This is a genomic window from Acinetobacter radioresistens DSM 6976 = NBRC 102413 = CIP 103788 (assembly GCF_006757745.1).
GTDB classification, from domain to species: Bacteria; Pseudomonadota; Gammaproteobacteria; order Pseudomonadales; family Moraxellaceae; genus Acinetobacter; species Acinetobacter radioresistens.
The window spans coordinates 202567-225955 of the sequence record NZ_AP019741.1 but is presented as its reverse complement, the minus strand read 5'-3'; the positions used below and the strand labels follow the sequence as shown (position 1 = coordinate 225955).

General features: G+C 37.3%; 14 protein-coding genes. 12 read left to right on the top strand and 2 right to left on the bottom strand.

Features of this window, described 5'->3' with window-relative positions; genetic code table 11:
* Positions 1-111: 111 nt before the first annotated feature.
* From ACRAD_RS15520 to ACRAD_RS15500, 5 genes are all read left to right on the top strand, one after another.
* Positions 112-999, top strand: coding sequence for a hypothetical protein (locus ACRAD_RS15520; protein WP_010700013.1), 888 nt, complete (start codon positions 112-114; stop codon positions 997-999).
* Between the two features lie 20 nt (positions 1000-1019).
* Positions 1020-3869, top strand: a complete 2850-nt coding sequence (locus tag ACRAD_RS15515; RefSeq protein ID WP_010700012.1) for a type IA DNA topoisomerase — start codon at positions 1020-1022, stop codon at positions 3867-3869.
* A gap of 451 nt (positions 3870-4320) precedes the next feature.
* Positions 4321-4635: a hypothetical protein gene (locus tag ACRAD_RS15510; RefSeq protein WP_142093842.1), complete on the top strand. Its 315-nt coding sequence runs from the start codon at positions 4321-4323 to the stop codon at positions 4633-4635.
* 150 nt (positions 4636-4785) lie between these two features.
* Positions 4786-9516 (top strand): conjugal transfer protein TraG N-terminal domain-containing protein, encoded by a 4731-nt coding sequence (locus ACRAD_RS15505; protein WP_010700010.1) that lies wholly within the window; start codon positions 4786-4788, stop codon positions 9514-9516.
* A gap of 3 nt (positions 9517-9519) precedes the next feature.
* Positions 9520-12705, top strand: a complete 3186-nt coding sequence (locus tag ACRAD_RS15500; protein WP_010700009.1) for a conjugal transfer protein TraG N-terminal domain-containing protein — start codon at positions 9520-9522, stop codon at positions 12703-12705.
* Between the two features lie 31 nt (positions 12706-12736).
* Here the strand turns inward: ACRAD_RS15500 and ACRAD_RS15495 are convergent, their stop codons facing one another.
* A complete protein-coding gene (locus ACRAD_RS15495; RefSeq protein ID WP_010700008.1) occupies positions 12737-13240 on the bottom strand; it encodes a hypothetical protein in 504 nt (167 codons plus the stop codon).
* 173 nt (positions 13241-13413) lie between these two features.
* Between ACRAD_RS15495 and ACRAD_RS15490 the strand changes: the two genes are divergently transcribed.
* The 3 genes from ACRAD_RS15490 (at position 13414) to ACRAD_RS15480 (ending at position 18349) form a co-directional block, all read left to right on the top strand.
* Positions 13414-16380 carry a conjugal transfer protein TraG N-terminal domain-containing protein gene (locus tag ACRAD_RS15490; protein WP_010700007.1) on the top strand — a complete coding sequence of 989 codons (2967 nt, stop codon included), beginning with the start codon at positions 13414-13416 and terminating at the stop codon, positions 16378-16380.
* A 127-nt stretch (positions 16381-16507) separates the two neighbouring features.
* Entirely contained in the window at positions 16508-17989 is a 1482-nt protein-coding gene (locus ACRAD_RS15485) for a hypothetical protein (RefSeq protein ID WP_010700006.1), read from the top strand.
* Positions 17990-18058: 69 nt separating this feature from the next.
* The gene (locus ACRAD_RS15480) at positions 18059-18349 is read left to right on the top strand and encodes a hypothetical protein (RefSeq protein ID WP_010700005.1); all 291 of its coding nucleotides are present in this window, start codon (positions 18059-18061) and stop codon (positions 18347-18349) included.
* A 218-nt stretch (positions 18350-18567) separates the two neighbouring features.
* On the opposite strand, the gene ACRAD_RS15475 is transcribed toward ACRAD_RS15480, so the two are convergent.
* Positions 18568-19104, bottom strand: a complete 537-nt coding sequence (locus ACRAD_RS15475) for a DUF2726 domain-containing protein (protein WP_010700004.1) — start codon at positions 19102-19104, stop codon at positions 18568-18570.
* Positions 19105-19265: 161 nt separating this feature from the next.
* Between ACRAD_RS15475 and ACRAD_RS15470 the strand changes: the two genes are divergently transcribed.
* The 4 genes from ACRAD_RS15470 to ACRAD_RS15460 all read left to right on the top strand — a co-directional run bounded on the left by ACRAD_RS15470 (position 19266) and on the right by ACRAD_RS15460 (position 23364).
* Positions 19266-20423 (top strand): tyrosine-type recombinase/integrase, encoded by a 1158-nt coding sequence (locus ACRAD_RS15470; protein ID WP_010700003.1) that lies wholly within the window; start codon positions 19266-19268, stop codon positions 20421-20423.
* Between the two features lie 501 nt (positions 20424-20924).
* A complete protein-coding gene (locus ACRAD_RS16525; protein ID WP_010700002.1) occupies positions 20925-21092 on the top strand; it encodes a hypothetical protein in 168 nt (55 codons plus the stop codon).
* Between the two features lie 877 nt (positions 21093-21969).
* On the top strand, positions 21970-22539 hold the full coding sequence (locus ACRAD_RS15465; protein ID WP_010700001.1) for an H-NS family nucleoid-associated regulatory protein: 570 nt from the start codon (positions 21970-21972) through the stop codon (positions 22537-22539).
* A 240-nt stretch (positions 22540-22779) separates the two neighbouring features.
* Positions 22780-23364, top strand: coding sequence for a LexA family protein (locus ACRAD_RS15460; protein WP_010700000.1), 585 nt, complete (start codon positions 22780-22782; stop codon positions 23362-23364).
* Positions 23365-23389 lie beyond the last annotated feature (25 nt).

Sequence of the window (23389 nt, the reverse complement as noted above, 5' to 3'; positions counted from 1 at the left end):
ATTAAATAAAATAAATCGGCAATATTGCCGATTTATTTTATTAAAAACTTAAAATTATTACTTAAATGTTATATTATTAATTAATCTCTTATAATTTGATGTAATAATATTATGCCATCTAAATTTCAAGAATATAAGGCTATTGCAAGTAAGCTTAAGCTTGTTATTGATATACCAAATACATTACTTGAAAACGCTGTTTTTGTTGGGCTTTCTTTTGGCCTTTTTGTGGGTGAAAAGCTCGTTATAACATTACCCTTCATGCCTAAAAATCCGGCAGATTTAGTCGAATATCAAAATAATTTGCGAATGGCGTTTTTACAGCATGGCACTGTTAAAAAAGTAGCGTTATATCAAGATAACCGTAATGGTAACTATTTTGCCTTACCTCAACATAAGTCACGTTTTTATCGAATGAATCAGTTATTTGGGCTTCGCAATGGTGAATCACTACTAAAGGTTATTCAATCAGAACAGATAGTTAAGGTATTTCATGAAGATCAGTCAAAACATGAAGCCTACGGCGTTTTTGATTCCGTGAAGAATACTTATAGTTTTGATCCTTTTATAGTTTTTAATCATGCTTTACTCACCGAAGAAATCTTATTCGACCTCATTCCGTTAGCCGTATATCTGGGTAGTGGAAACTATATTGATGGGTATATAAGTAACAACAAGAAGGATAAAAAAAGGGTTTTTATTCCTAACTATTTACCCAAACATTTGCATTATCTAAAGCAAGTTCAAAACTTCAATTTCCATAAAGATATTTTGATTAAAAACCGTTTAAGTGGTTCATTTACTAATAATGAATGCGTTTTTTTAGTTAATAGATTCGTGAAAAAAACATTACGGATAGGTGACAGCCTTGACCTAGATTGGTTCGGCAGAGAGTTCGGTTTTTGGGCAAAAGACGAGAATGGAAACGTCTTTAGATTTTATAGCGGTAGCAATACTGACAAAGGGTTTACATGCCCAATTAATGAGTTAGAAGATTAATACGGTTTGAGGAATTCATAATGCGAGTAATTTTAGCGGAAAAACCATCAGTCGGTCGTGAGATTGCTCATGCGTTAGGTGGCTTCGTTAAATCACCTACCAATCGGTTTTTAACAAACCAGAAAGATTGCATCATTACATGGGCTATTGGTCATTTGGTTGAACTTCACCACCCGACTGTTAATGATCTTTCTAAATTGCCTATTCTTCCTAATGACGATGATTGGGAGCTACGGATTATCAAAAATGATGGCTACCAAGAACAATTTGATGTTATTAAAAAGCTTTTTGACAGTCCTCAAGTTACAGAGGTAGTGAATGCTTGTGATGCGGGTAGGGAAGGAGAGCTAATCGGTCGGCTGATTTACGATAAATCAGGCACTACAAAACCACTTAAGCGAATGTGGATTAATTCAATGACCAAAGATGGTCTGATCAAAGCTTATAAAAATATTAAAGACTCAGATGAATATGAAGGCTTGAATCAGGCTGCACGTTGCCGTTCTAAATCGGATTGGGTAGTAGGAATAAACGGTTCTATTGCCGCTACAGCAGTTATGAGCCGTAAACAGTATCTTTCCCAGATCACCGCGATTGGTCGGGTAAAAACTCCAGTATTAACCATGGTCGTTCACCGTCAACGAGAGATTGATAGTTTCGTATCACAAGCATTTTGGGAGATTGGAGCCAAGTTCCAAGTTGGAGCTGAGAACTATGAGAGTAAGTGGGTAAATTATGATGAAATTCTAAAGAAACAGAATCAGTCTAGCGAATCGAACGAAGCGTCCGGAGAAGAAGATGATGAAGAAAACTCAACAGATTCTTCTAGTAGTAACCGTTTCTATGATCGGGACAAAGCCAATGCCATAGTTGCAGCTTGCCATAATGGTAAAGAGTTAAAACCCGTATCCAAAGTCATTGAGAACAAGACCAACAAGAAGTCTAATGCACCGAATTTATTTGATTTGACGACAATCCAGTATGTCGCCAACTTAAAATACAAATTCAGCAGTAAGTTGACACTAGAATTGGTCCAAGAGCTATATGAAAAGCACAAAGCTGTGACATATCCACGTACAGAATCACAACACCTACCTTCGGATTATCCAAATGAAGTGGCGCGAATCTTTGACGATCTGATGTCTAAACAAAAGGGTGATATAAAAATTACTCTAATGGCTCAAGAAGCTAAAGACCGGATAAGTGTGGTCGGCAAGCATATCTTTGACGACAGTAAAGTAACTGACCACTTTGCAATTATCCCGACTGGTACTGTATTAGACGCTTCCGCTTCTGATGCTGTTAAAAAAATCTACTATCTCATTGTCGAGCGTTTTAAAGCTGCATTCTTGCCACCAATGGAATATAGCGAAACTGAACGCTTTACCTTTATCGAGGATCAGGCTTTCCGCTCTGTAGGTAAAACTATTATTAGCAAAGGATGGAAAGCTTTAGTCGAAACTGAGGAAGAAAATGGCGATAAAAAGAAGGGCAAGCAAGATGTCATTCTCCCTGCATATCAGGATAAAAGTGAAATTTCTCCATTATCTGTTGCCTTAAATCAGGGTAAGACTACGCCACCAAAACCGTTCACCAATGGTACGCTAATTCGTACCATGCAAAATATTTCACGATTATTGAAAGGAGATCAGAAAAAGGCTTTAAAGGATTGTGGTATTGGCACACCGGCTACCCGAGCAAATATTATTGATGATCTGCTATCTACAACTGCTAATAATGGCTCTCCAAAAAAGGCGATGTTGCAGGAAGTTGGTAATAACAAGTACATTGCGCCTACTGAGTACGGTAAACAGGTAGTCGAATTTTTGGAAGAAAATGGCATTACTTCATTGACTAAGCCAGAATTTACTGCGAATTGGGAATTGCAGTTAGCAGAGGTGAATAAAGATGCTCACAAGTCTATTGATTTTATGAGCCATACACATGAGGTTGTATCTGACTTCATTTCCAAACTACAGCTTGCACATAAAAATATTCCAGTAATTAAACTGGCTGGCTGTGTATGCCCTGAATGTAGCAGTGATCTCACCTTAGAGCCACGCTATGTCATCTGCTCTGATACAACATGTCGTTTTAAACTTCAACGTATGGTTGCAGACAAAATACTTTCTGATGCAGAACTACAAGTGTTAATTAATAACAAGGCGACTGGTGTGATCAGTGGCTTTGTAAAAAAAGCTGATCCAAAGGTAAAAGGTTCCAAGAGCAAAACCTTTAGTGCTGCACTTGAATTGGAGATTAAAGAAGATAAGACGTATCACATTAAATTCTTTTTTCCAAAAACTAAATATGATCTTCCTTGTCCTATCTGTAAATCACCAATGGAAGGTACTGTTTCAGGTGTTGCTTGTACCGACCATGAAGCATGTAAGTTTATGGTATGGCGTACCATTAACGAAAAATCGCTCTCTGACTCAGAAATTAGAATTCTTATTCAGAACGGCGTTACTGATGTACTTGAGGGTTTTAAAAGTGCAAAAGGAAATAATTTTTCAGGCAAGTTAATCGTTAATTATGAATTAAAGCGTGTTGGCTTTAGTTTTGACGGCGTAGATGTGGCGAACACTGGTACTGAAAGTAAAGATGACTGCACGCAAGAAAGTTGCACAGGCAAATATCTGATTTCAGGTAATCGGTATAAGTGTAATACTTGTGATAGTTGGTATACATCAAAGCCTAAAATTGCGCTTAAGCCATTCTCAGCAGCCCAAATGTCCAAGCTATTTAAAGGCAAAACGGTTACTCATGCGATCAAGATTGATGATGGAACTGGCAATGAGGTCAATAAGAAAGCAGAATATTATATCGATGCAAAGACCAAGTACATGCGTTATAACATCCTAGATTAAATAAAATGCCCTTCGGGGCGTTTTTTTTGATTATTAAATAATATTATAGTTAATGATTATCTTAATAATAAATAACATATTAACCGTATCATTTTAATTTTATTTTAGTTATTATTATCTCATTCATATCAACTTGGAGAATTTCGATTGCATTAACTTGTGAGGTGTCACTATGGGTATTATTTCCAAATTGTTCAAAAAAGATTCTGGCAAAAATACAGAATCACAAACACAGTCTAAGCAAACTGTAGAAGTGTTAAAGCGGAATTTTATCTTATGTGGCAACGTCTATCGCAATCGTGATAACTCCGTTCCTGACTTAGAACAATTCCTTAAGCTAAATCTTAGTGTCGATGATTATGTACTGTACGTGCATGGCAAATCACAAGAGGATTTACAGAAGCGATTGGCATTCAAAAACAAAGCTAAACGTATTTCCAAGAAACGCACAATGGAAAAACGGCTTCAATTAAAAGCGGATAAAAGCCAGAATAAATCTAAACGTATTGATGGACTGCAAAACGAGTTTTATGACTTTAGCATGTTCACTCCTTACGGCGTTTATCATGCAGCAAACACATTTGGTCTACATACGTTGAACCACTATAATCGTGCGACAGGCGCGATGATGGGTGGGGTATTTATGACAATGGGTTCTATTGATCCATCTACGACTACCTTTGATGAAAGTATCATTCAGGGTATGAATGACTATGCAATGCAAGACCTACAGGAATTCTCAGATTCGAGTAACGATCTGTTTTAATCTGTATTAATTCTAAATTTTAGATTTAAAGCCTAATTTAATATTAGGCTTTATTTTTTATAATTATAAAAAAACATTTCTGTAATAATATTTATTAAACGCCTCATATTCTATAATATAATATTGTGCAAATAATTTAGAATATTTCTGATGGCAAATGCAGACTTTATAATTTATACGCTTGGTGATACGGCCACTTTTGAGGCAATGTTACAAGGGGTAGCCTTAATTTTTCAAGACCCTTTCTATTCAGGGGATGCTGCATTTGGCGTGGGATACGGCGTACTTTTAGGTGTCTTAATCCTATTCACTATGGCGCTGTATCAGTCTGCATTTAAGCAAAAGTTTGATCTCAAAATGCTGATCATTCCATTTATATTTTATGTAATGCTGACTTTGCCTAAAACTACAGTAACTATTGTAGATTCTTATAATCAAGAAACTCCAAGACAGGTTGCGAATATTCCTCTTGGTTTAGCACTCCCAATGACTTTGATCAGTAGCGTTTCTCAAAGCTTTACTGAATCCATGGAAACGGCGTATAGCACGACAAATAGCCCAAGGCTTCTGGTAGATGGTTTTGTTTCACCATTGAGAACACTTTACGCATTGCGCTATGTGAACGTCAGTGAAGAAAGCCCATTTGTTTCCAACATGATCAATCAAGTCTATCAAAGCTGTATTGTCGGTAATTCTAAGTTTGATCCGGACGAATATAAAAATTCACCAGATAGCTATACCTATTTCATGAACTTCCTATATGACAATGCAGCAGGGATTGTTACCTTGCGTCAGATGGATGGTTCTTTTAAAACCTATAGTTGTTATGAAGCGGCGAGTGAACTACAGAAATCGTTTGAATCGTTTGTGTTTGGTGACGGCGTTAATCAAGGGACTTTAAATTACAACTTTAAACGTGCTTTAAATGGCGCATTACTCATGACGGATGGTTCTGGCACATTAACCAAAACTCGTGATTATAACGATGTAATGGCTAACTTTGCTCAGCTCACCGACTTGACTACAAATGACGGCCGACAATTTCTTTTAAATAGTTTATTCAATCAGCCGCTTCAATCAGCTTCAATGTGTACCAACAATAGTGGCTCTACTTCTGGTGAATTAAGTAATGCAGCTCACTGTACAGCATGGGTACAAGGTGAAGCTCAATTAGCCGAGGATAATGCCGCAGCAGCGACAGGCTTTCTTAAGATGATGCAGGATGGACAGAATATCTTACTTATTCTGGCAATCTTGATGTTTCCATTAGTGGTGCTGATGATTGTGTATATGGGAACTAAATCGGTCATCATCGTTTCAAGTTACCTGATGTACTTGGCTTCGGTTTATCTATGGATGCCGTTAGCGAGTATTATTAATTTCTATTCATACATTAAAATTAAAAATACGATCTATACCTTTACTGGTTCTGAATCAGGCGACCTATTTTCTATTTCTGATTATCCTGCTTTCTATCAGGCCGTAAGTGATTCTCTTGCATTCGCCAATACGCTTACAGCCATTTTGCCTATCTTTTCCATGATGTTCTTCTCTGGAATGACAATGGCTATGGTTGGTTTAATGAGAAGAATGGATGTCACAAAATCTCCATACTATGACTCGAAATTAAATGCCCCTGATACACTTGGCGCTTCACCATTTGCAAATAAGACATCTATGTCTACTACAAATGGTTTAGGTGCAGCCACAGATACAAACGGCGGTAAAGCATTCACAACCTCTACTTCACAATCATTTGAAGCATCTGCATCACAAATGGTTGCATTACATAAGAAGAAGGCACAGCTCGAAAGTAAGTCTGAAAGTCTGACAGCTCAAATCAGTAGCTTAAGTGCGATTGCGGTAAGTGGGGGTACTACTGATAACCGTCTAAGCAATGTGAATGATACGACTCGTAAAGATATTATTTCTGGTCAGGGCTATACACAAAGTTATGAGGAAGCCAATAGCGGCCAAACCATCAAAAACTCTAAATCTGTTCAATTAAAAAGTGATGAACACGATACAGTAACGGCGACCAACCAACAGGGACTCAATCTGGGCGCAGGAATCGGATTAAAGATAGGTAAAGGTACAACTTTCGCTGAAACAAGTCTTGCAGCAGACGGCACACCAGTTGCCTTACAAAATGCCAGTACTCAAATGACCCCTGCAAAGGGTTCAGGCGATAATACTTATGGTATCGGCCCATTACAGATTAAAGCCGGATCAGCAATCTTAACGCAAGCCGGTTATCAAGATGCGGATCGTAGTGTGATTGCGGGTACTGAAAATGATGCACTATATAAGGGTAGTGGTAAGAACTCAAAACAATACTCAGACAGTCATTACGCGATCACTGACGGCTTTAATCAAACTAGAACGCTTAACGGTCAATCACACAACTTAGACGAGAGTATTAATCAATCGTCTACTGAATCAAGAAAAGAAGCACTAGCCTATAAATCTGCTTTAACTCAGTCTTTATCTGAAACGAATTCAGAACTGGAACAAGTGAATAGAGCTATTGCGAGTATTGCTTCATCAAGCCTCACAGTCAGCATGTTAGGTTCAGACATCATGCACCGTATCTCACGCCATGAAACAGTTCGGAATGACCTAGAAAATATCGACAAAGTGTATGGTGAGAAATACGGCGAGAAATGGGAACAAGCAAAACGTGATGCGGCCGCTCATGCACGTATGACCGAACTGGCTGCTTCTCATGTAGCTAACCCTGAACAATTAGCTTATTACGCAATTGTAATGGCAGGGATGAACATGGGTTATGACTCTGCACGCGAAACGTATAAAGCACTAACTGGCTTTGAGGCTCCGGATCATGATTTGAATGGAAATCTGAGATCAGCCAACACCGACTGGAACAATTTTCATATTAACAACAATGATTTAAGAGGGAAGTTTGACAAATATTTTGGGACCAATCCTAGCTTAGATGCTCAGTATGCGTATTTGGCCGGCGAACTTGAGGTTAGAGGTGATACTCAGCAACGCAACATGATCATGGTCTATAACTCATTCCTTCATGCAGGGTTCTCACCAAAACAAGCAGCAATTTTGACCGCCGAAGTAGGCCGTGAAAACAGTTTTAATTCTTCATCACTGTTTGGCACTCATTACGATCCAGAGAAGAAGCATCTTACCAACGGCGGTATGATTAGCTTTAACCAAGACCGTAAGATTGAGCTAGATAAAGAAATGATGGCTAAAGGTCTGGTTTCAAAAGGTAAAGTAGGAACAGCTTCTTATGTAGAAAACCAAGCATCTTTAGATGCGATGGCTCAGTTCATCCATAAAGAACTCACCACAAAATCTCATTACGCTACGGCGTGGAAAGCATTAAATGACGATTCTAAATCTATTGATGAAGTTCACTATGCAGTAGGTAAAAACTACATTGTATGGCGAATTGATGATGAAAAATATCGTGAGTCAGGTGAAAAGAACCGTAAGGATTTTGCGTCAAAACTTGAGCAAGAGCTAATCAGTCAATCCAAGGCTAAACAGCAAGGTAGTGATTTAGGCAGTATTTCTACTTCTGATTTAAATAATCCGTCTTTAGCTAAAGCATTAGCCGGTACTGGATTGAAGGGCCAGATTTTGGGTGATGGCTTTGTCGATAATAAATATATCGCTCGTGCCGGCTTACCTATTAAGGCTCCTAAACACAATCCGGATCAGGCATACGGTGGCGGTAAATCTCGTGGATATACCGTGGAATTTGCACACCTTGTTAATGACAAGCTTGGTAATAAAGTAAAGTATTTCTCAGGCTTCAATGATGAATACCATCAGAATGTTGGAAGTAAAGGCAAGCACGTTCAAGGTAAGGCATTTGACCTTATTCTAACCAATCCTAGTGATGCCAGAAATGCGATTGCAGAAATGCAGAAGGTGGCTAAACAGCATGGCTATAAAGTAGCGTTTGTAAACGAGTACGAAACGAAATCTAAGGATTTCACAGGTCAGCATTTACACGTTTCTGTTTTAGGTCGTGAAGGCAATTATCAAAACAAAATTAGTCAGGAACTTGAAGCCAGACAAAAGGGTGCGGCTCAAAGGCTTGAGAATGCGGATCAAACCAGAACTCAAGTTGCTACCGCAGTTAAAACCAACGTGGGAACATTTATACCTCAAGGCCATGGTAAGGACTTTAAAGGTCCAAACATTGAGGCGATTCATGCTAAAAATATTACTGAATCCACCAAAGAATTTCATAAAACCACTTTGGCTAAAACTGGCGTAACGGTTTCCCCAGACAAGAACGGTGAAGATTTCCACTTTAAAGTAGAGGACAAGGCTACCCTTGCCCAAAATTTAAAAGCACCTCTCGTTAAAGCTGATGTAGCGGCATCAACACTTAAAGACAACGTATTGAATGCGATTGAACGTAATAAAACCATGCCGGCCGACTTACATCTTGATAGGGAAATGGGCAGAGCGAAGGAAGATGCACCTCAATACAGCGATTACAACTTGAATCGCCAGAAGCACAAAGAAGAATCCACCAAAGAAAATGACCTTAAGTTGCAGGAAGCAACCGGTTTACATCGTCATGAACTTGGTCAAGACCGCAGAGAAATTGATGCGGCAAATGATCAATCTCGTGAAAGTTTAAAAGAAGGTTTGAATCAGAAGCGTTTTGAAGAAATGGACCGCCGCTTTAACGTCATTAAAGATGAATTAAAAGAAAATCCAGTCGAGAGAACGCCAAATTCTCCGGCGACTCGAAACTCAGCTTTAGTGACTCAAAGCCATACCCCTGATCCTAGCCAATCCATGCTTACCGCAGACAATTTAACGGTTGCAGAAGCAATACAACGATATAACGCCAAACGCGAAGCGAAAGACAAGGAATAATGTATGTTTGAGATATTTTCTCTGGGGGACACTCAGACTTTTGCGGAAGTTTTAAACGGCGTTGCAATGATGTTTAGCAACAGTCCAATATTGAAAGGTAATGGGCCGTTGCAATTGGGTTTCGGTGCATTTCTGGGCGCAATGGTTCTGTTCTTAATCATGATTTACAAAGCGGTTTTTGAGAATCGCTTTGAACTAAAAACATTGCTAGTTCCTTTAGTCCTGTACATGATTTTGACAGTACCAAAAACAACAGTTGTGATTACTGACGTTTATAATGTTGAAAATCCAAAAGTGGTAGACAACATACCTATTGGTTTAGCAGTACCGGCTTCGGTTATCAGTGGCATTGCAACTTTAATGACTCAGTACATTGAAAAAGCATTCATGATACTGCCGACAGATAACAGCGCAAGTGCGCCAACACAGCTCACTCAGGATGGTTTTTTAACACCCTTACAAGTCCTTAACGCCATTCGGTATGACAACCTAAATACGGATCATCCATTACTACAGGGAGCATTCAACCAGATATATGCACGTTGTATCGTAGGTAATGATCTATGGAACCCAGAAGAATACACACGCTCTAAAGATGCGGCTGCTTATTTTCAGTCAGTACTAAACTCAACCGAACGTCAAGTTTCATTTACGGTGAGCCAAGCCGGACAAGGTAACGTTACTACGATGTCATGCTCTGACGCAGGATCATACGTGGCAAAGGCCATGGAGGTTCACGTAAAAGGTGAAAATGCCGATCCGACTGGACTGTTAGGTTCTAATTTCAAGAAAAACTCCATGAGTGAAAAGATTGCTCGTGCGATGGCTGTACACAACAGCTTCGGGAAAAACAAGAGTGTTACTGGAACAATCAAATATTCAGATGCAGAAATCGCTGCGATGTTAAGTAGCGTGACAGGAATGAGTAACTCAGACAGCCGCTCATTCATGATGAATGTATTGTTTGATCCTATGGTTCGGACTGCATCAAGATGTACAGATGAATTTGCCCTAGACCAGATTTCAAAATGTGCAGCATGGGTGAGTACAGTAGAACAGTGGAAAGATCGATCTGCGGCCAGTGGCACGAGCTTTTTGAAGAAAATGAAAGATGGTCAGAACGTCATGGTATTGGTGGGCTTTATGCTTTTCCCATTCATGGTATTTATGATCATGCTTCAAGGCATGGCAAGTAAAAAAATTATTGGTGGTTATGTGGCATTCATGCTTTCAAACTATCTATGGTTGCCTATGGCAGCGATTATTAACTTTTACGGCCAGTACCAGTTTCATGAAGCAGTCTACCTTCTAAAACTTAGCAATCCGGATGGCCTTTTCACCATCAGCCAAGCACCCCATTTATATGATGTAGTAACGACCAGACTTGCAGTAGCCAATAACGCTATGGGTATGGTCCCTATTTTCTGCTCAATGTTGTTTGGTGGAATGATGTGGGGAGTTAGCTCATTCTCTAAAGCTATTAATCCATCAGACGGCGGCTATAACACTCAGCTCAACAGTAAGACGGTTATGGGTTCAGCTCCATTGAATTCACATTCAAGTATTACAAACAAAGATGGTTTTGGTGCGACCACTATTCAAGGTGTTGGAACCACAGAAGTTAAATCTATGAATACTATTAGCGCAGCGAGATCAAGAGCTGCGGAATATGATGATCAGATTAACCAAAAGCTATCCCGATTAGAGCAACTTTCAGCGCGTACCTCAGACAGCATGGATAACTCTGTAGCTAACTCACAAGGTCATCGAAGCTCTACTGAAACTGGTAAAGAAAATTTAGCGACCTATAGTGATTCAGCCGGTGATACCAATAAAAGGCTTTTGGATGGCAGTACGCATTCTGAAACGAATGTGAATAGCTCAGATACGCAAACCGTTAAAAATGAGAAATCTGGTAATACTGTAATCAAAGGTGATGCTACTTTGGCCGGCACTGTAAAACAGGGCTTTGGTGAGCATGATAAATCAAAATTGGCGGCCGGTATTTCAGCAGGGGTTGATAGTAATGTAATCAATTCGAGTGCAGTTAAAGGCGATCGTGCAGTTATCAATTCTCTGACAGAGAAGCCAACTTTTGACAATACCGTAAGTAATGAAAGTGGTATCCGTGGTGGTGAGTTTAAAACATCAGAGGGGGTTACGACTGAGAATATCATTCAGAAAATCAAAAGTAGTAAAGATGCAGATTTTAAGGCTACGGCGCTCAATGAAATTATTCAGCAAGATAACTCAAATACATTTACTGCGGCTGAAAAGCGAGAAGCTGCTCAACTTGCCAGTGAAGTACGCAGTTTAAGTAATCAGAAATCTGAAAGCTTGCAATGGGTACTTTCAAACACAATTACTGATTCTGATATTTCTGGCCGTACCAATGTCCTTGCACCTAACAGTAAAGTCGTTAATGCAGCTTTAGATCAGACGGATGAACTTGGTCGCGCCAATGTAAAGAATTGGGATGAACTTAAGCAAGATGCTGAAAAAATACTTCGTCTTGGTGGACAATCAACACCAGAAGCTTTAGATCGAGTTTCGATTTATTTAGCTGCACGCCAGTCAGGTAATTCAGAAGTTATGTTGTCAGCTTTAGATGCTGTAGCACCTACTACGACCGTAGTAGATACTTTCCGAGAAAGAGGGACGTTATCTAATCTAGGATCAATTGATTCTAAAATTGAGAAGCAGGAGGCTCACCTTGATAAAGTCAGTGCAAGTATTGATGCCGACACTATTGCAAAGGCGAAAGAGAAATATGGTACTTCAATTAACGAAGCCGATGATCTTATTAAAGATACTGGAAAACTTGTTAAAAAATCTAATGATCTTACAGGTCAAGAATTTGATCCTGTTAAGCAAGTCGATGTAAATCAGATTTCAATTGATAAGCAGCAGAAACTTAATGTCATCAACAAAGAATATGGTGATGTGAGTGCCGAGATCGCTTCTAATGCCCCTGTAATACGTGATGCGTCAGGTAAGTTGATTACACCGAATATTACTCCTTACACGGAAAATTCGACAGAATATGACCGTCAGCTCACTACGGCTCAAATGGAAGGCAATAATGAGGAAATCATTAGATTGATCAACGATAAGCAATTACTTGAGATGGGCCAGAATGGAACTGTAGATGAAGCTATTAAAGGGTTTGACAAAAATATAGAAAAGTAAGATAAAAAAAGCGGCTTTTCAGCCGCTTTTTTTATTTGTCCGAAGCCAGAAATTTATTCAAATCCCGCTCATAAAATTTAAAAGGGAATGTCTTTTCATATTGAGCGATTAGCTGTTCCTTCGTCTGTTCACCGACTGAAATCTCTTTGTTTAAATGATCCAGTACAAAGGTGTAGTAAGTATCGAAATAGTTTTGTTCTTCTTTGTTCAGCTTGACGATTGAGTTGTCATTAACATGGAAGTTGCCGCCAGTAACATCATTCATTGACATGATAAAAAGAAGTTTTTGCTCTGGTGTTTTCAAAGTTTTTAATCGCTCATTAACATCAGTAACTAACGATTTTCTGAAGGGTTCAATATTACCGATCGTGGTTACACCCAATTTAGTATGTAAGGCTTTATATTCCTCTATTTGGCTTTCAGTCATTAAGGGTTGTGCGATTTCACCAGATACAGGAACATTATTGGCTAAAACAGCAAAAGAACATGAAAGTCCCGAAAAAATTAGAAGTGATGCTAAAACTTGTTTTTTCATAAGTGGCTCTATTTTATGCTAAAAAAGGTTAAGACCTAAGAAATATACTTTAAATATTATAAAAATAAAAAACAATTTAAACTATTAAAGTTTTTTTATTGTTTTATTTTATATTTACTAACAATACATTTATAATCTTATTTATTTACTAATAATTATTAATAGGATTTCGGATGGCTGATCCTTTTGTAATATATACCATGGGCGAATCTGGCCTTTTTGCGAGTGCCTTAAATGGCGTAGCAATGCTGTTTAATGACACCGCTCTATTCCATGGTGACGGCGTTGGCAACATGGGTGTCGGTGCTTTTTTTGGCATGGTGATGCTTTTTGCTGTCTGGATTTACAATGCCGCCTTCAAGCAGCAAATGGATATGAGGGCATTGTTAGCACCCTTGGTTGTTTACATGATTTTGACAGTCCCTAAAGCTTCTGTTGCGATTGAAGATATTTATAGTGGCAATGTCAAAACTGTAGACAATGTACCTTTAGGTTTGGCTTTGCCGGCATCTGTAGCCAGTGGGATCAGCGTGGTATTTACTGAAATCATTGAAAAGGCATATCAAGTCGTTGATGATTATCCTAGTGGATATATGCCTAAGATTTCTGAGGATGGTTATGTTACCCCTTTAAAATTAATCAATGCTCTACGTGATTCAGCATCTATTGTTCCATCACAATCCTTACTTCAAACAACAAAAAACATTTATCAGTCATGTATCGTAAGTAATCCAAATTTTAATACAGAGCAGTATCAAAAATCTGATAATCCAGTCAAATACTTTACGGATGCTGCCAAAACAAGTACCAGTACTGTCGTATATGTAACTCTCGCTGTTACAGGTATTACAACTGACAATATGATGACTTGCGCTCAGGCAGCAGACGAACTTGATAAAGCAATGACGGCGTATCTTGATGGCATCAACAACTCTGGGGGCGGGGCTACTGATGTCAATAAAATCATTGGAGATGTAACACTCTACAATTTAAGAAATGCCTTAATCCGTCAAATGTCAGCAAATGGTGAGTCTGCCGGCTTTAATCCAAAGCCTCAAGCAGGAGGTAGTGACTATTCGATTAATGATATTGTGAATTACGTCAGTCTTATGGGAAATACATCTCAAGAGAACGCACGTAACTTTATGATGGCAACCATTTTTAACCCAATGCTCCAAACAGCAAGCTATTGCTACGATCAGGCTGATGGCATGTCGGGAATGTCAAAATGTTCTGCTTGGATCAGTTCAAGAAATCAATGGGAAGAAAAGAACGCAGCAGCAGCTACAGGCTTTTTACAGGTAATGCGTGACGGGCAGAACGTTCTGATCATGTTCTCGTTTCTAATTTTCCCGATTGTAGTTTTGTTCATCATGATCCAAGGAACAGGCTCATTTAAGCTACTTGGTAATTATATGGCATTTACGGTAGCTGCTTATTTATGGCTACCGATGGCTGCAATCATTAATTTCTACATACAGAACACCTTATCAGATGAATGGTTAAAAGTTGCTAACGCTACAGGCGTACATGAACTCAACCTGATCACTGGTCCACAATTCTATGCAGCAGTTTCCCAAAAACTTGCTCTAGCAAACGCTTTACTGGCGAGTGTACCTATACTTTGTATGATGCTGTTTAGCGGCATGATGATGGGTATGAATCAGATTTATGGCCGTATGAATAGTGCTGATGCGGGTAACTATGATGCCAAGGTTAATAACCCTGATGTTGCTAAGTCAGCACCAATGGCCTCTACCAGTTCAGCAGTTACGATTAGTGGTCAAAACGTTGCAACGGTAAATGGTGTTTCTCAGGTCAGCTTATCTTCATCTAACACCCAAAAAACATCTTCTGAACTATCTAATTCAATAAGTAGTCAACGAAGTGAACTTGAAGCAGAAATTGCAAGTTTAAGTAGCAAATTGGGTGTTGATGTTAGTTCTGCCCGAACAAATTCGACCTCTATGGGTAGTAATGCTGCTTATGCACAAGGCAATACGATTAGCGATTCAAGTGTGACTCAACAAGGCTCAGCATTTAACAAATCTGTTGTTTCAGGCAATCAAGTCGGTTTAATGAATCAGTCGGGAACGCAAGAAATTACTGCTTCTGGTGGCGCGGTAAGCGCAGGGGTTCAAGGGGGTGTTAATGGCAATGCAACCGTAGGCGGCGGTCAACAAACGGCAGGGAAAAATAATGCAGCAGGCGAGGATAAGAAAAATGCTCATGCTGCCGCAAATCTTCAAGCGGGAGCGCAAGTGGGTGGCACTGTTTCAGGCTCTAAATCAAATGTAGCAAGTGACGGCACTACTCTAAGCAATGCAAATACATCTAATCTGAATACGAGTGATAGTTTAACTAAAACCACCGCTTCCGCACATTCAAATGGCAAAAATACTTCTTTTACTGCATCTGACTATTCTCAACGTTTACAAGAGCTACGCACTACAGCGACTCAAAGCAAGGGAAGTGATTTTACTGAACAGTACTCCAATGATTTCAACCGAATTCAATCTAAAATTGAATCATTGAAACAGACTGAACAACAAAGCATGGAATTCACAAGTTCAATCGCAGCCAAAGCGCCAGAAGTGCAGGGTATGATTAACATGAATCCACAAGCATTTGAGAAATATAAGTCTGCTGTGAGTAGTGTAGACGATCCAAATTTCCAACAGAATGTTGCCCGTCAACAGCAATCACTTATCTCTCTTGGAAACCCAAATGATAGAGCTAGTGTGGCATTAGTAACCGCAGGAATGCAGTCTAACAACCCACTAATCAATCAGGCAGCAATGGAATTCCTAAACCCTCAAGGTGCATCACGCTATAACGAAATGAGTCAGGCTGTTGGTCAGATCAATGTTCAAGATGTGGGTAATCGTGTAGACCAAAGAGCTGACAACTCTGCGGCACAGATTCAAGCTGCTCAGGAGCGAACAGGACTAACACCGGATGCAAGCGCCTTACCACAAAACGTTAATGGCCCAACGTCCACGACTACGGCAGCGCCTAAGCAAGTGAATGCAAATATGATCAGCGTAACACCTGAAAATTATAACGAGGCGGCTACCACAGCCAATCAGAAAGTTTATGAGGGTACTAAACAGTATGTGAGTACAGAACCCAAAAAGTAATTAAACAGCGATTAAAAGCCTCTTATATAAGGGGCTTTTTTTTAATATTAAGATTAATATTAGTATTTATTTAAATATAAATAATACTATAATATTAATATTATTAAATCACTGGCATAGCGATTATATGAAATCAAATACTAATCAGGAGCTTTATAACGAGCTACTGCGCGAAGGGAAAATTTTTGCCACAAATATTAAACCTCCCTATGGCAATAATATTCATAATGAATATCTCTCTAATCCTTTCTATGATCCAAACAATCGCGCATTTAACATCTATTATTTGAATTCTAATGAGTTTGTCGATCAGATCAGAAAAAACCCTTTGTATCTTGGCTACATCCCACCGCAAATTTTCAATGAGAATGATATTTGGGATTTGATCAATGCTAATCCCATCTCAATCATCAACCTAGATGATTCATATATTCAACCGAATATGTATGCAACGGCGGTAATGATTGAGCCAAGACTACTAGGGCTATTGAATGAAAGTCACCAGACTGTTGATGTTGTCAGTGAGGTCATCAAAAAAGTACCAATGGCCCTACAGTATGTGCGTGATGATTTAAAGTTCTTCTATATTTGTCAGAAGGCTGTATCACTGGATTGGCGTGCTATTGAATTTGTACCGCCAAACATTATCGATTCAAAATTAATTGAAATTGCGAGTAAGGATGAAGATGCGTTTTTACTGGATAAAGTAGATCGCTCAAAGCTTGATGCTGATTTCTATGTTGATCAGCTTATGCGTTTCCCAATCGAAGGGGCCACGCATGTTATTGCAGCCAACTTGGTCAACAATGAACAACGCATCAATGAACTAATGTACTTTATAGAAAATTTGAACGCTTATGCACCTCAGTTCATTTTCGATAATTGTGATCCTAAAATTTTAATGCACCATGAAAAGTATGATGCACTGGTGTACATGCTGTCACAGCGTCCACAGTGGATCGAGTATTTAAAACCTAGATTTATTACAAAAGAGATTTTTGATATTGCACTTAATAATGGCATTTATCCAAAATTGGAAAGCATTAACTGGACAGGCGACTTGATTGCAAGTGCCTTCAATCTCAATAAGCGTGCTTACGTCAATCTTCCTGTAGATCGAGTGAATGCAGTAGGTGTAGAGCGTCTTACACAAACGATTGTTGAAGCCATTCAAAATGGTTGGGTTGATGAATTACCTAAGTATGTTTTCATTGATGAAGTCGTGAATAACCTTGATCTACGTCCAGACTTAATCGGCCAACGTCCAGAATTGGCATATCTCGTTACACAGGCTCATAACATTGAATGGGATCGAGTTCTAAACTTAGATTGCTCAGTTGCAGAAATGCGTTTGCTCAATGATCCAATCCCGACTGAATTAGCAGCAGAATTTTTCGATCGTTATGTCGAATCTTATGTAGCATTAGCAGATAAGGATAAAACTTTAGAAAGAACTGAAATCTTTTTAAAGAAATATCCAAATGAAATTCGTTCACTACCCAAGACGATGCAACAGAATTATTCAATGATGAGAAATTTACTTACTGGCAATCCATTGTTGGGACGTTATCTGCAAAAAGAAGAAATAATGGATATTTTTGCTACTTAAAAAAGGCTTAACCCAAGTGATCTAAAAGGTCGCTTGGGTTTTAGAATCTAATTTTATAATGAGGATTTAATGGTGAAAATTAAGATTGTAAATCTAAAGGGAGTAAAACGTGTCATTCATGGGAAGCTTCTCGATGACCTTGATATTGACTATACGCAAAATTTAGAAAGCTTGAAGGCTGATATTGAATTAGCTTTAACTACATGGATAAGAATGAATAAACTAACCTTAATAGGCAGCCTAAAAACAATTTCAGTAAAAAACGTAGTAGTTCATCAGGGTTCTTCGCACTTGGATATTATAGAAGATGGTGTCGGCTCACTTAATTGGCTAACTGTTTTAGATAACAACATTTTCTAAAATATAATTACTCAAAGTTAAAAGTTATCTTTCAGCACCCTACTTTAAACTTCAAGTAGGGCTTTTTTTATTTAATCTGAGGATGTCTTTATCATATCTAACATTATTAACAAGCAGTTAGGATTATTATCAGAAAAAGTAAAAGGCTAACTTAGTATTATTTTTATTTTTGATTATTATAATATAACGTTAATTAACCTTTAATTCACTTACTTTAATTATGCAACATTCCTAATATGATCTCTGATCAACCCGCCCAATTCTTCTGTAGGGGTCTTATTCGTGATCCTTAAGGTAGGAATTCCGGCGGCGGCGGCAATCTGATCACGTTGTAAATCTCTCATTCGGACTTTCTTGCTTGTATGTGAATCGTCATCGCATTCAACCACCAATAACGGATTGAAATATTCGTCAACTATCAGATAATCAACAGATTTTCTATTGAAACGATTGCGAAGGGTCATTTGCTTGCAATCGATAAAAGCATTAAAACTAACTTGTGGGCAAATCATCACACCATCCGGAAGATTGCTAATAATTCTCTCAAGGTTATATGCTTCGCTATCGGTAAGAATCTTTTTTGGGGCAACGTTTCCTTCAAATTCGGAAACTTTATCTTCTTCTTGATCAGAATCTATATGATCGTCAGGGATGTCATTTTTCAATTCTTTTGTCTTAAATATTGTGCCAAACACTATGACAACGATCAAAAGAAAGACAGCAACAAAGGCCAATATCTTAAAAAATAAAATCATATTAAAATCAGTGAGAATTCTACATAACTCGATTATATTTTAAAAACATTAGCATATATATAGAGTATTTGATTATTATTTATCAAGTGTTCTTATAATAAACTTTTAATATTTTATTTTTTGATTTAGTATAACCTATACCTTAATATTCAAAATGTTTTATGACTACCAACGCATTGCAAGATTTATCAGAAAATTCAGCTTATTGGAATTTGGTCAATCCAATTGGTGCAAAGTCAGACGTTGATGTTGTACGAGCATGGATTGAACATTCATGTAGCAATTCAGAAAATACACTTTCAAGCTATCTCAAAGAAATTAAACGATTTCTAATTTATTGCGATTCCATTCACACCCGATTTGATCATATATCTGCTTTAGACATTAATCGTTATTTATCAATCCTATTAAATCCGGATGAAAATTGGTTAAAGCCCGAAAGCGGAGATGTAACGTGCAAAACTCAAATCTTGCTCAAACCTTTGAAGTTGGATTCAGTAGAATATTCACAGCGAGTTCTTAAAAGCTTCTATAACTACATTAAAGAAGCAGGGGTCATCAAATCAAATCCTGTTGTACTGTCTACTAAGATAAAGGGTAATGAAGCTTATACCACCTCTGGCAAATCGCTGAGCTTTGATGCTTGGGATTACTTAAGTTCTTGGTTAAAACATGAAAGTGTAAAATCAAATTCTAGTCATGAAAGAAGTAAGGCAATCCGAGATAGATGGTTGATGCACCTTTTATATTGTACTGGCGCACGTAGATCATCTATTGCTCATATTAATATGGCGTGCTTTTCAGTACAGCAAACGGCGAACAGACGGGTGTGGGTACTAAAATTCATAATGAAAGGCAATCGTGAACATACCGTATTGCTCACTGATCAGCTTATGGAAGAACTCAAATTTTATAGATTAAGTATTGGTTTACCTGAGTTGCCGAATGCTCACGAAGAAAATATCCCCGTTGTTCCACCAGTCAGCCTAAAACCTAACAGCATTTTGAAAGCTACAAAGAATATTTCTGAACGTGGAATAAATTATGTGATTGAGGAATCCCTAAAAAGGGCAGCAAGTGATTGTGAGGATTACTTTATTGCTAAAGAGTTAGAGTCTGCAACACCGCATACTTTTCGCCATACTTGTGCAACGCATTGGTTGACGCTTGGCATAGATGTAGTAGCTACTCAAAAACATTTAGGACATAAGAACATCAATACCACTATGATCTATATGCGCGACACGGATGAACACCGACTCAATGAAAACGATAGGTTAACCAAAATTCTTGCGGAACGAGAAAGACGTTTCAAATAGCTGTAATACCTAGATTTTTATATGTTACAAACTATCAAAAATTAGATTCTTTTAATAATCCTCAATGGAGATTTATATCTCATTTTTAAAATACAAAAATAAAAAAACGATCGTATATTAATCACATGAATATTTCACATATAGCTTATAATAAAAATTAATATTTAAATTTTATTTAATTATCTGTTTACGATTTATTTAACTTTTCTTTTGTCTTTATTGCTTGAAAGTTAATACAAACAATAAATATTTAGGTCTGATATATGACTTTAAAATTAAAAAACTATAAAGATGTAATTTAAATGTATCTTTTAGTAGTTAATCATTTTCCACACATAGAATTTAATAAATGATAAAAACAAAATATCGCTATTTTTAACAAGATAATGTAACAAGAAATAACAAATAATGAATAGTTTCAATTTTCATCTTTAATATTAATGATCCACAACGACCTGTAAGCCTTTCTATATCAAGCGATCAGTAGAATAGGGGGTTGATATGGCGAAGAAAGTATTTATGCTGAAAAATGTCAAAAAGGGGCAGAATTCACACGAAAGTAATGAGTTTTGTGTTCATTTTTCCTTTATGCACAATAAAAGAGTAGAAATTTATAAGCTTAAGATAGTAAAACCTAGAGCCATCAACCCTCAATTAGCTCCAAGATGAGGGTATCCAAGACACGAGAATTTTGAACATTCCTCAATTATTCGATGATAAAAAGAATATAAATAAAAGAACACTTTTCTCGTATTTGTAACATTTTGCCCTAGCCAAAATAAACGTACATATATCCAGAAATATCATTTTCATTTAGCTTCCACGAGGCTTAACTTATAATATGAAATATGATTTTATACCAGTCGTATTTAATTAAATGGATAATTTGTTTTAAAAATTAAATAGGGTTAATTTAATCTATAGTTGAGAAATAATTTAATCATGAATTTATTTTTAATATTATTTAATTTTATTATTTTTTAACGTTTGGTAAAATAATTTATTTAAATAGGTGCGCTTTTCACGCCATTTCTTTTAATATTTAATTTAGAAAAATTGATTTCACTATTTATTTTTTTTTTTCTCCATTTAGAGCATGAATATTTTTTAGTTTAACCTATAAGGTAATATTTTTTTAAAATTAGTATGGAAACCCCGTCTAAAATTATTACACAAGATTACATTGAAAGCTTAAAATTTGGTACTGCACATAATAATAGTTATATGCAGTATGTGGGGGAGTGTTGATTTTAAGGGATTTTTTTTACCGTTTTATGACTTTGAACGACCTAATAGGTCGTCAACTCGAATAAATTTTTTAAACATTTCTACCAATCAATTATTAAATCAATATGTTAAATTAAACTTAGATTCAAATTTATTTCATTTATTGTTCACCTTAATATTTAAAAATACTTCCCTTTTAGTTTGTGAATTAATGGTGCAAATATTTTAAGTGAAAATATTTTAATTTTAGGTGAATATAAAGCAAATAAGTGGTAATTTATTACCATGGAATGTTTGTAGCAGAGATATAGGGTTAGCCATGAATAAACAAATAGCAAAATCTAACAAGTTGCTTAAAGATGTATTTAGATCACCAGATAGTCATAAAGGTTTAGATAACATTGCAGCAACAGTTAGCCAATTACCATCTGATGTAATTGATAAAATGTTGGCTCATGCAGCGAATGAACTTGAAAAGCGAAAATTGGTAGAAAAAGACGAAGCGATTCTCAAAATTTTGGAAATTGTAAAAAAATACAACATTCCATTTGATGAAATTACGCACGTTCTTGAAAGCTCTGACGCAATTTATGGTAATCATTCCGATAACGGAAAATACCGTAAGCTTTATGTTGATCCTACGAATAACAAGAACATTTGGACCGGCGTTGGCCGCAGACCTGAATGGATTCGTCAACAAGTTGAACAAGGCGTAGATATTGAAAAATTTGCTGTTCAAGTAAGTAGTGAAGATAACGTTCGTAAGATGTATTTCTTCAACCCTAAGAAGCCAACTCAACGTTGGAATGGTCTTGGCCGTAAACCTTTCTGGTTTAAAGACCTTGAAGCAAGTGGTGAAGATTTAGAGCAATATAAAACGTATTTCTAAATCTACATTCTTGGCTTTCCATAGAAGCACTTCTTATAAGTGCTTTTTTTATGCCTGTTTATTTAATCAACTACGGCGTTTATATATTTCAATCATAAGGACAGATTATCCTGACTTATTGTGTCTGGGTTCCCTGATCTTTTTTCCCCACCGTTGGTCTGCTTCCGATTTATTTTTCTTGTTTTTAAAACCATATTAAGATTAACATTTGATTTTGTGACAAAATCAAAGGAGATTTTAATGAGTGATAATCGTGGTGGATCGCGTGAAGGATCAGGCCGTAAGTCTATCTATAATGAACCAACAAAGACAATTCGTGTTCCTATTTCTCGTATTATCGCAATCAAAGACTTTCTAGCGCAGTCCAAACAGCCGAAAGTAGATGAAGTGGATTCTATAGCTGCTATCGTACCTACCATCAAAATGAGTATTCCTTTAGCCACTGAAAAGGTAGCAGCAGGCTTTCCATCTCCTGCACAAGATTTTGTCGAAAGAACTTTAGATTTAAATGAACATCTGGTGAAGAATGAAGCCGCTACTTTCATGGTTACAGTAGCTTCACTCTCAATGCAGGATGTAGGTATTGAGATAGATGACGAGCTTATCGTGGACCGTAGTATTGAAGCCAAACACGAAGATATTGTTATAGCCAATATAGACAATGAATACTTCACCGTGAAACGGCTAATGATCGAGAACGGTAAATGTTGGCTCCAAGCAGAAAACCCAGACTTTTCCGACATTCACTTTAAAGATGGTCAAGAAATGATGATCTGGGGTGTAGTGACATTCGTAATCAAACCGTTCCGTAAAAAGTATAAATAAGACATAACTATTAGACTGGTTCATT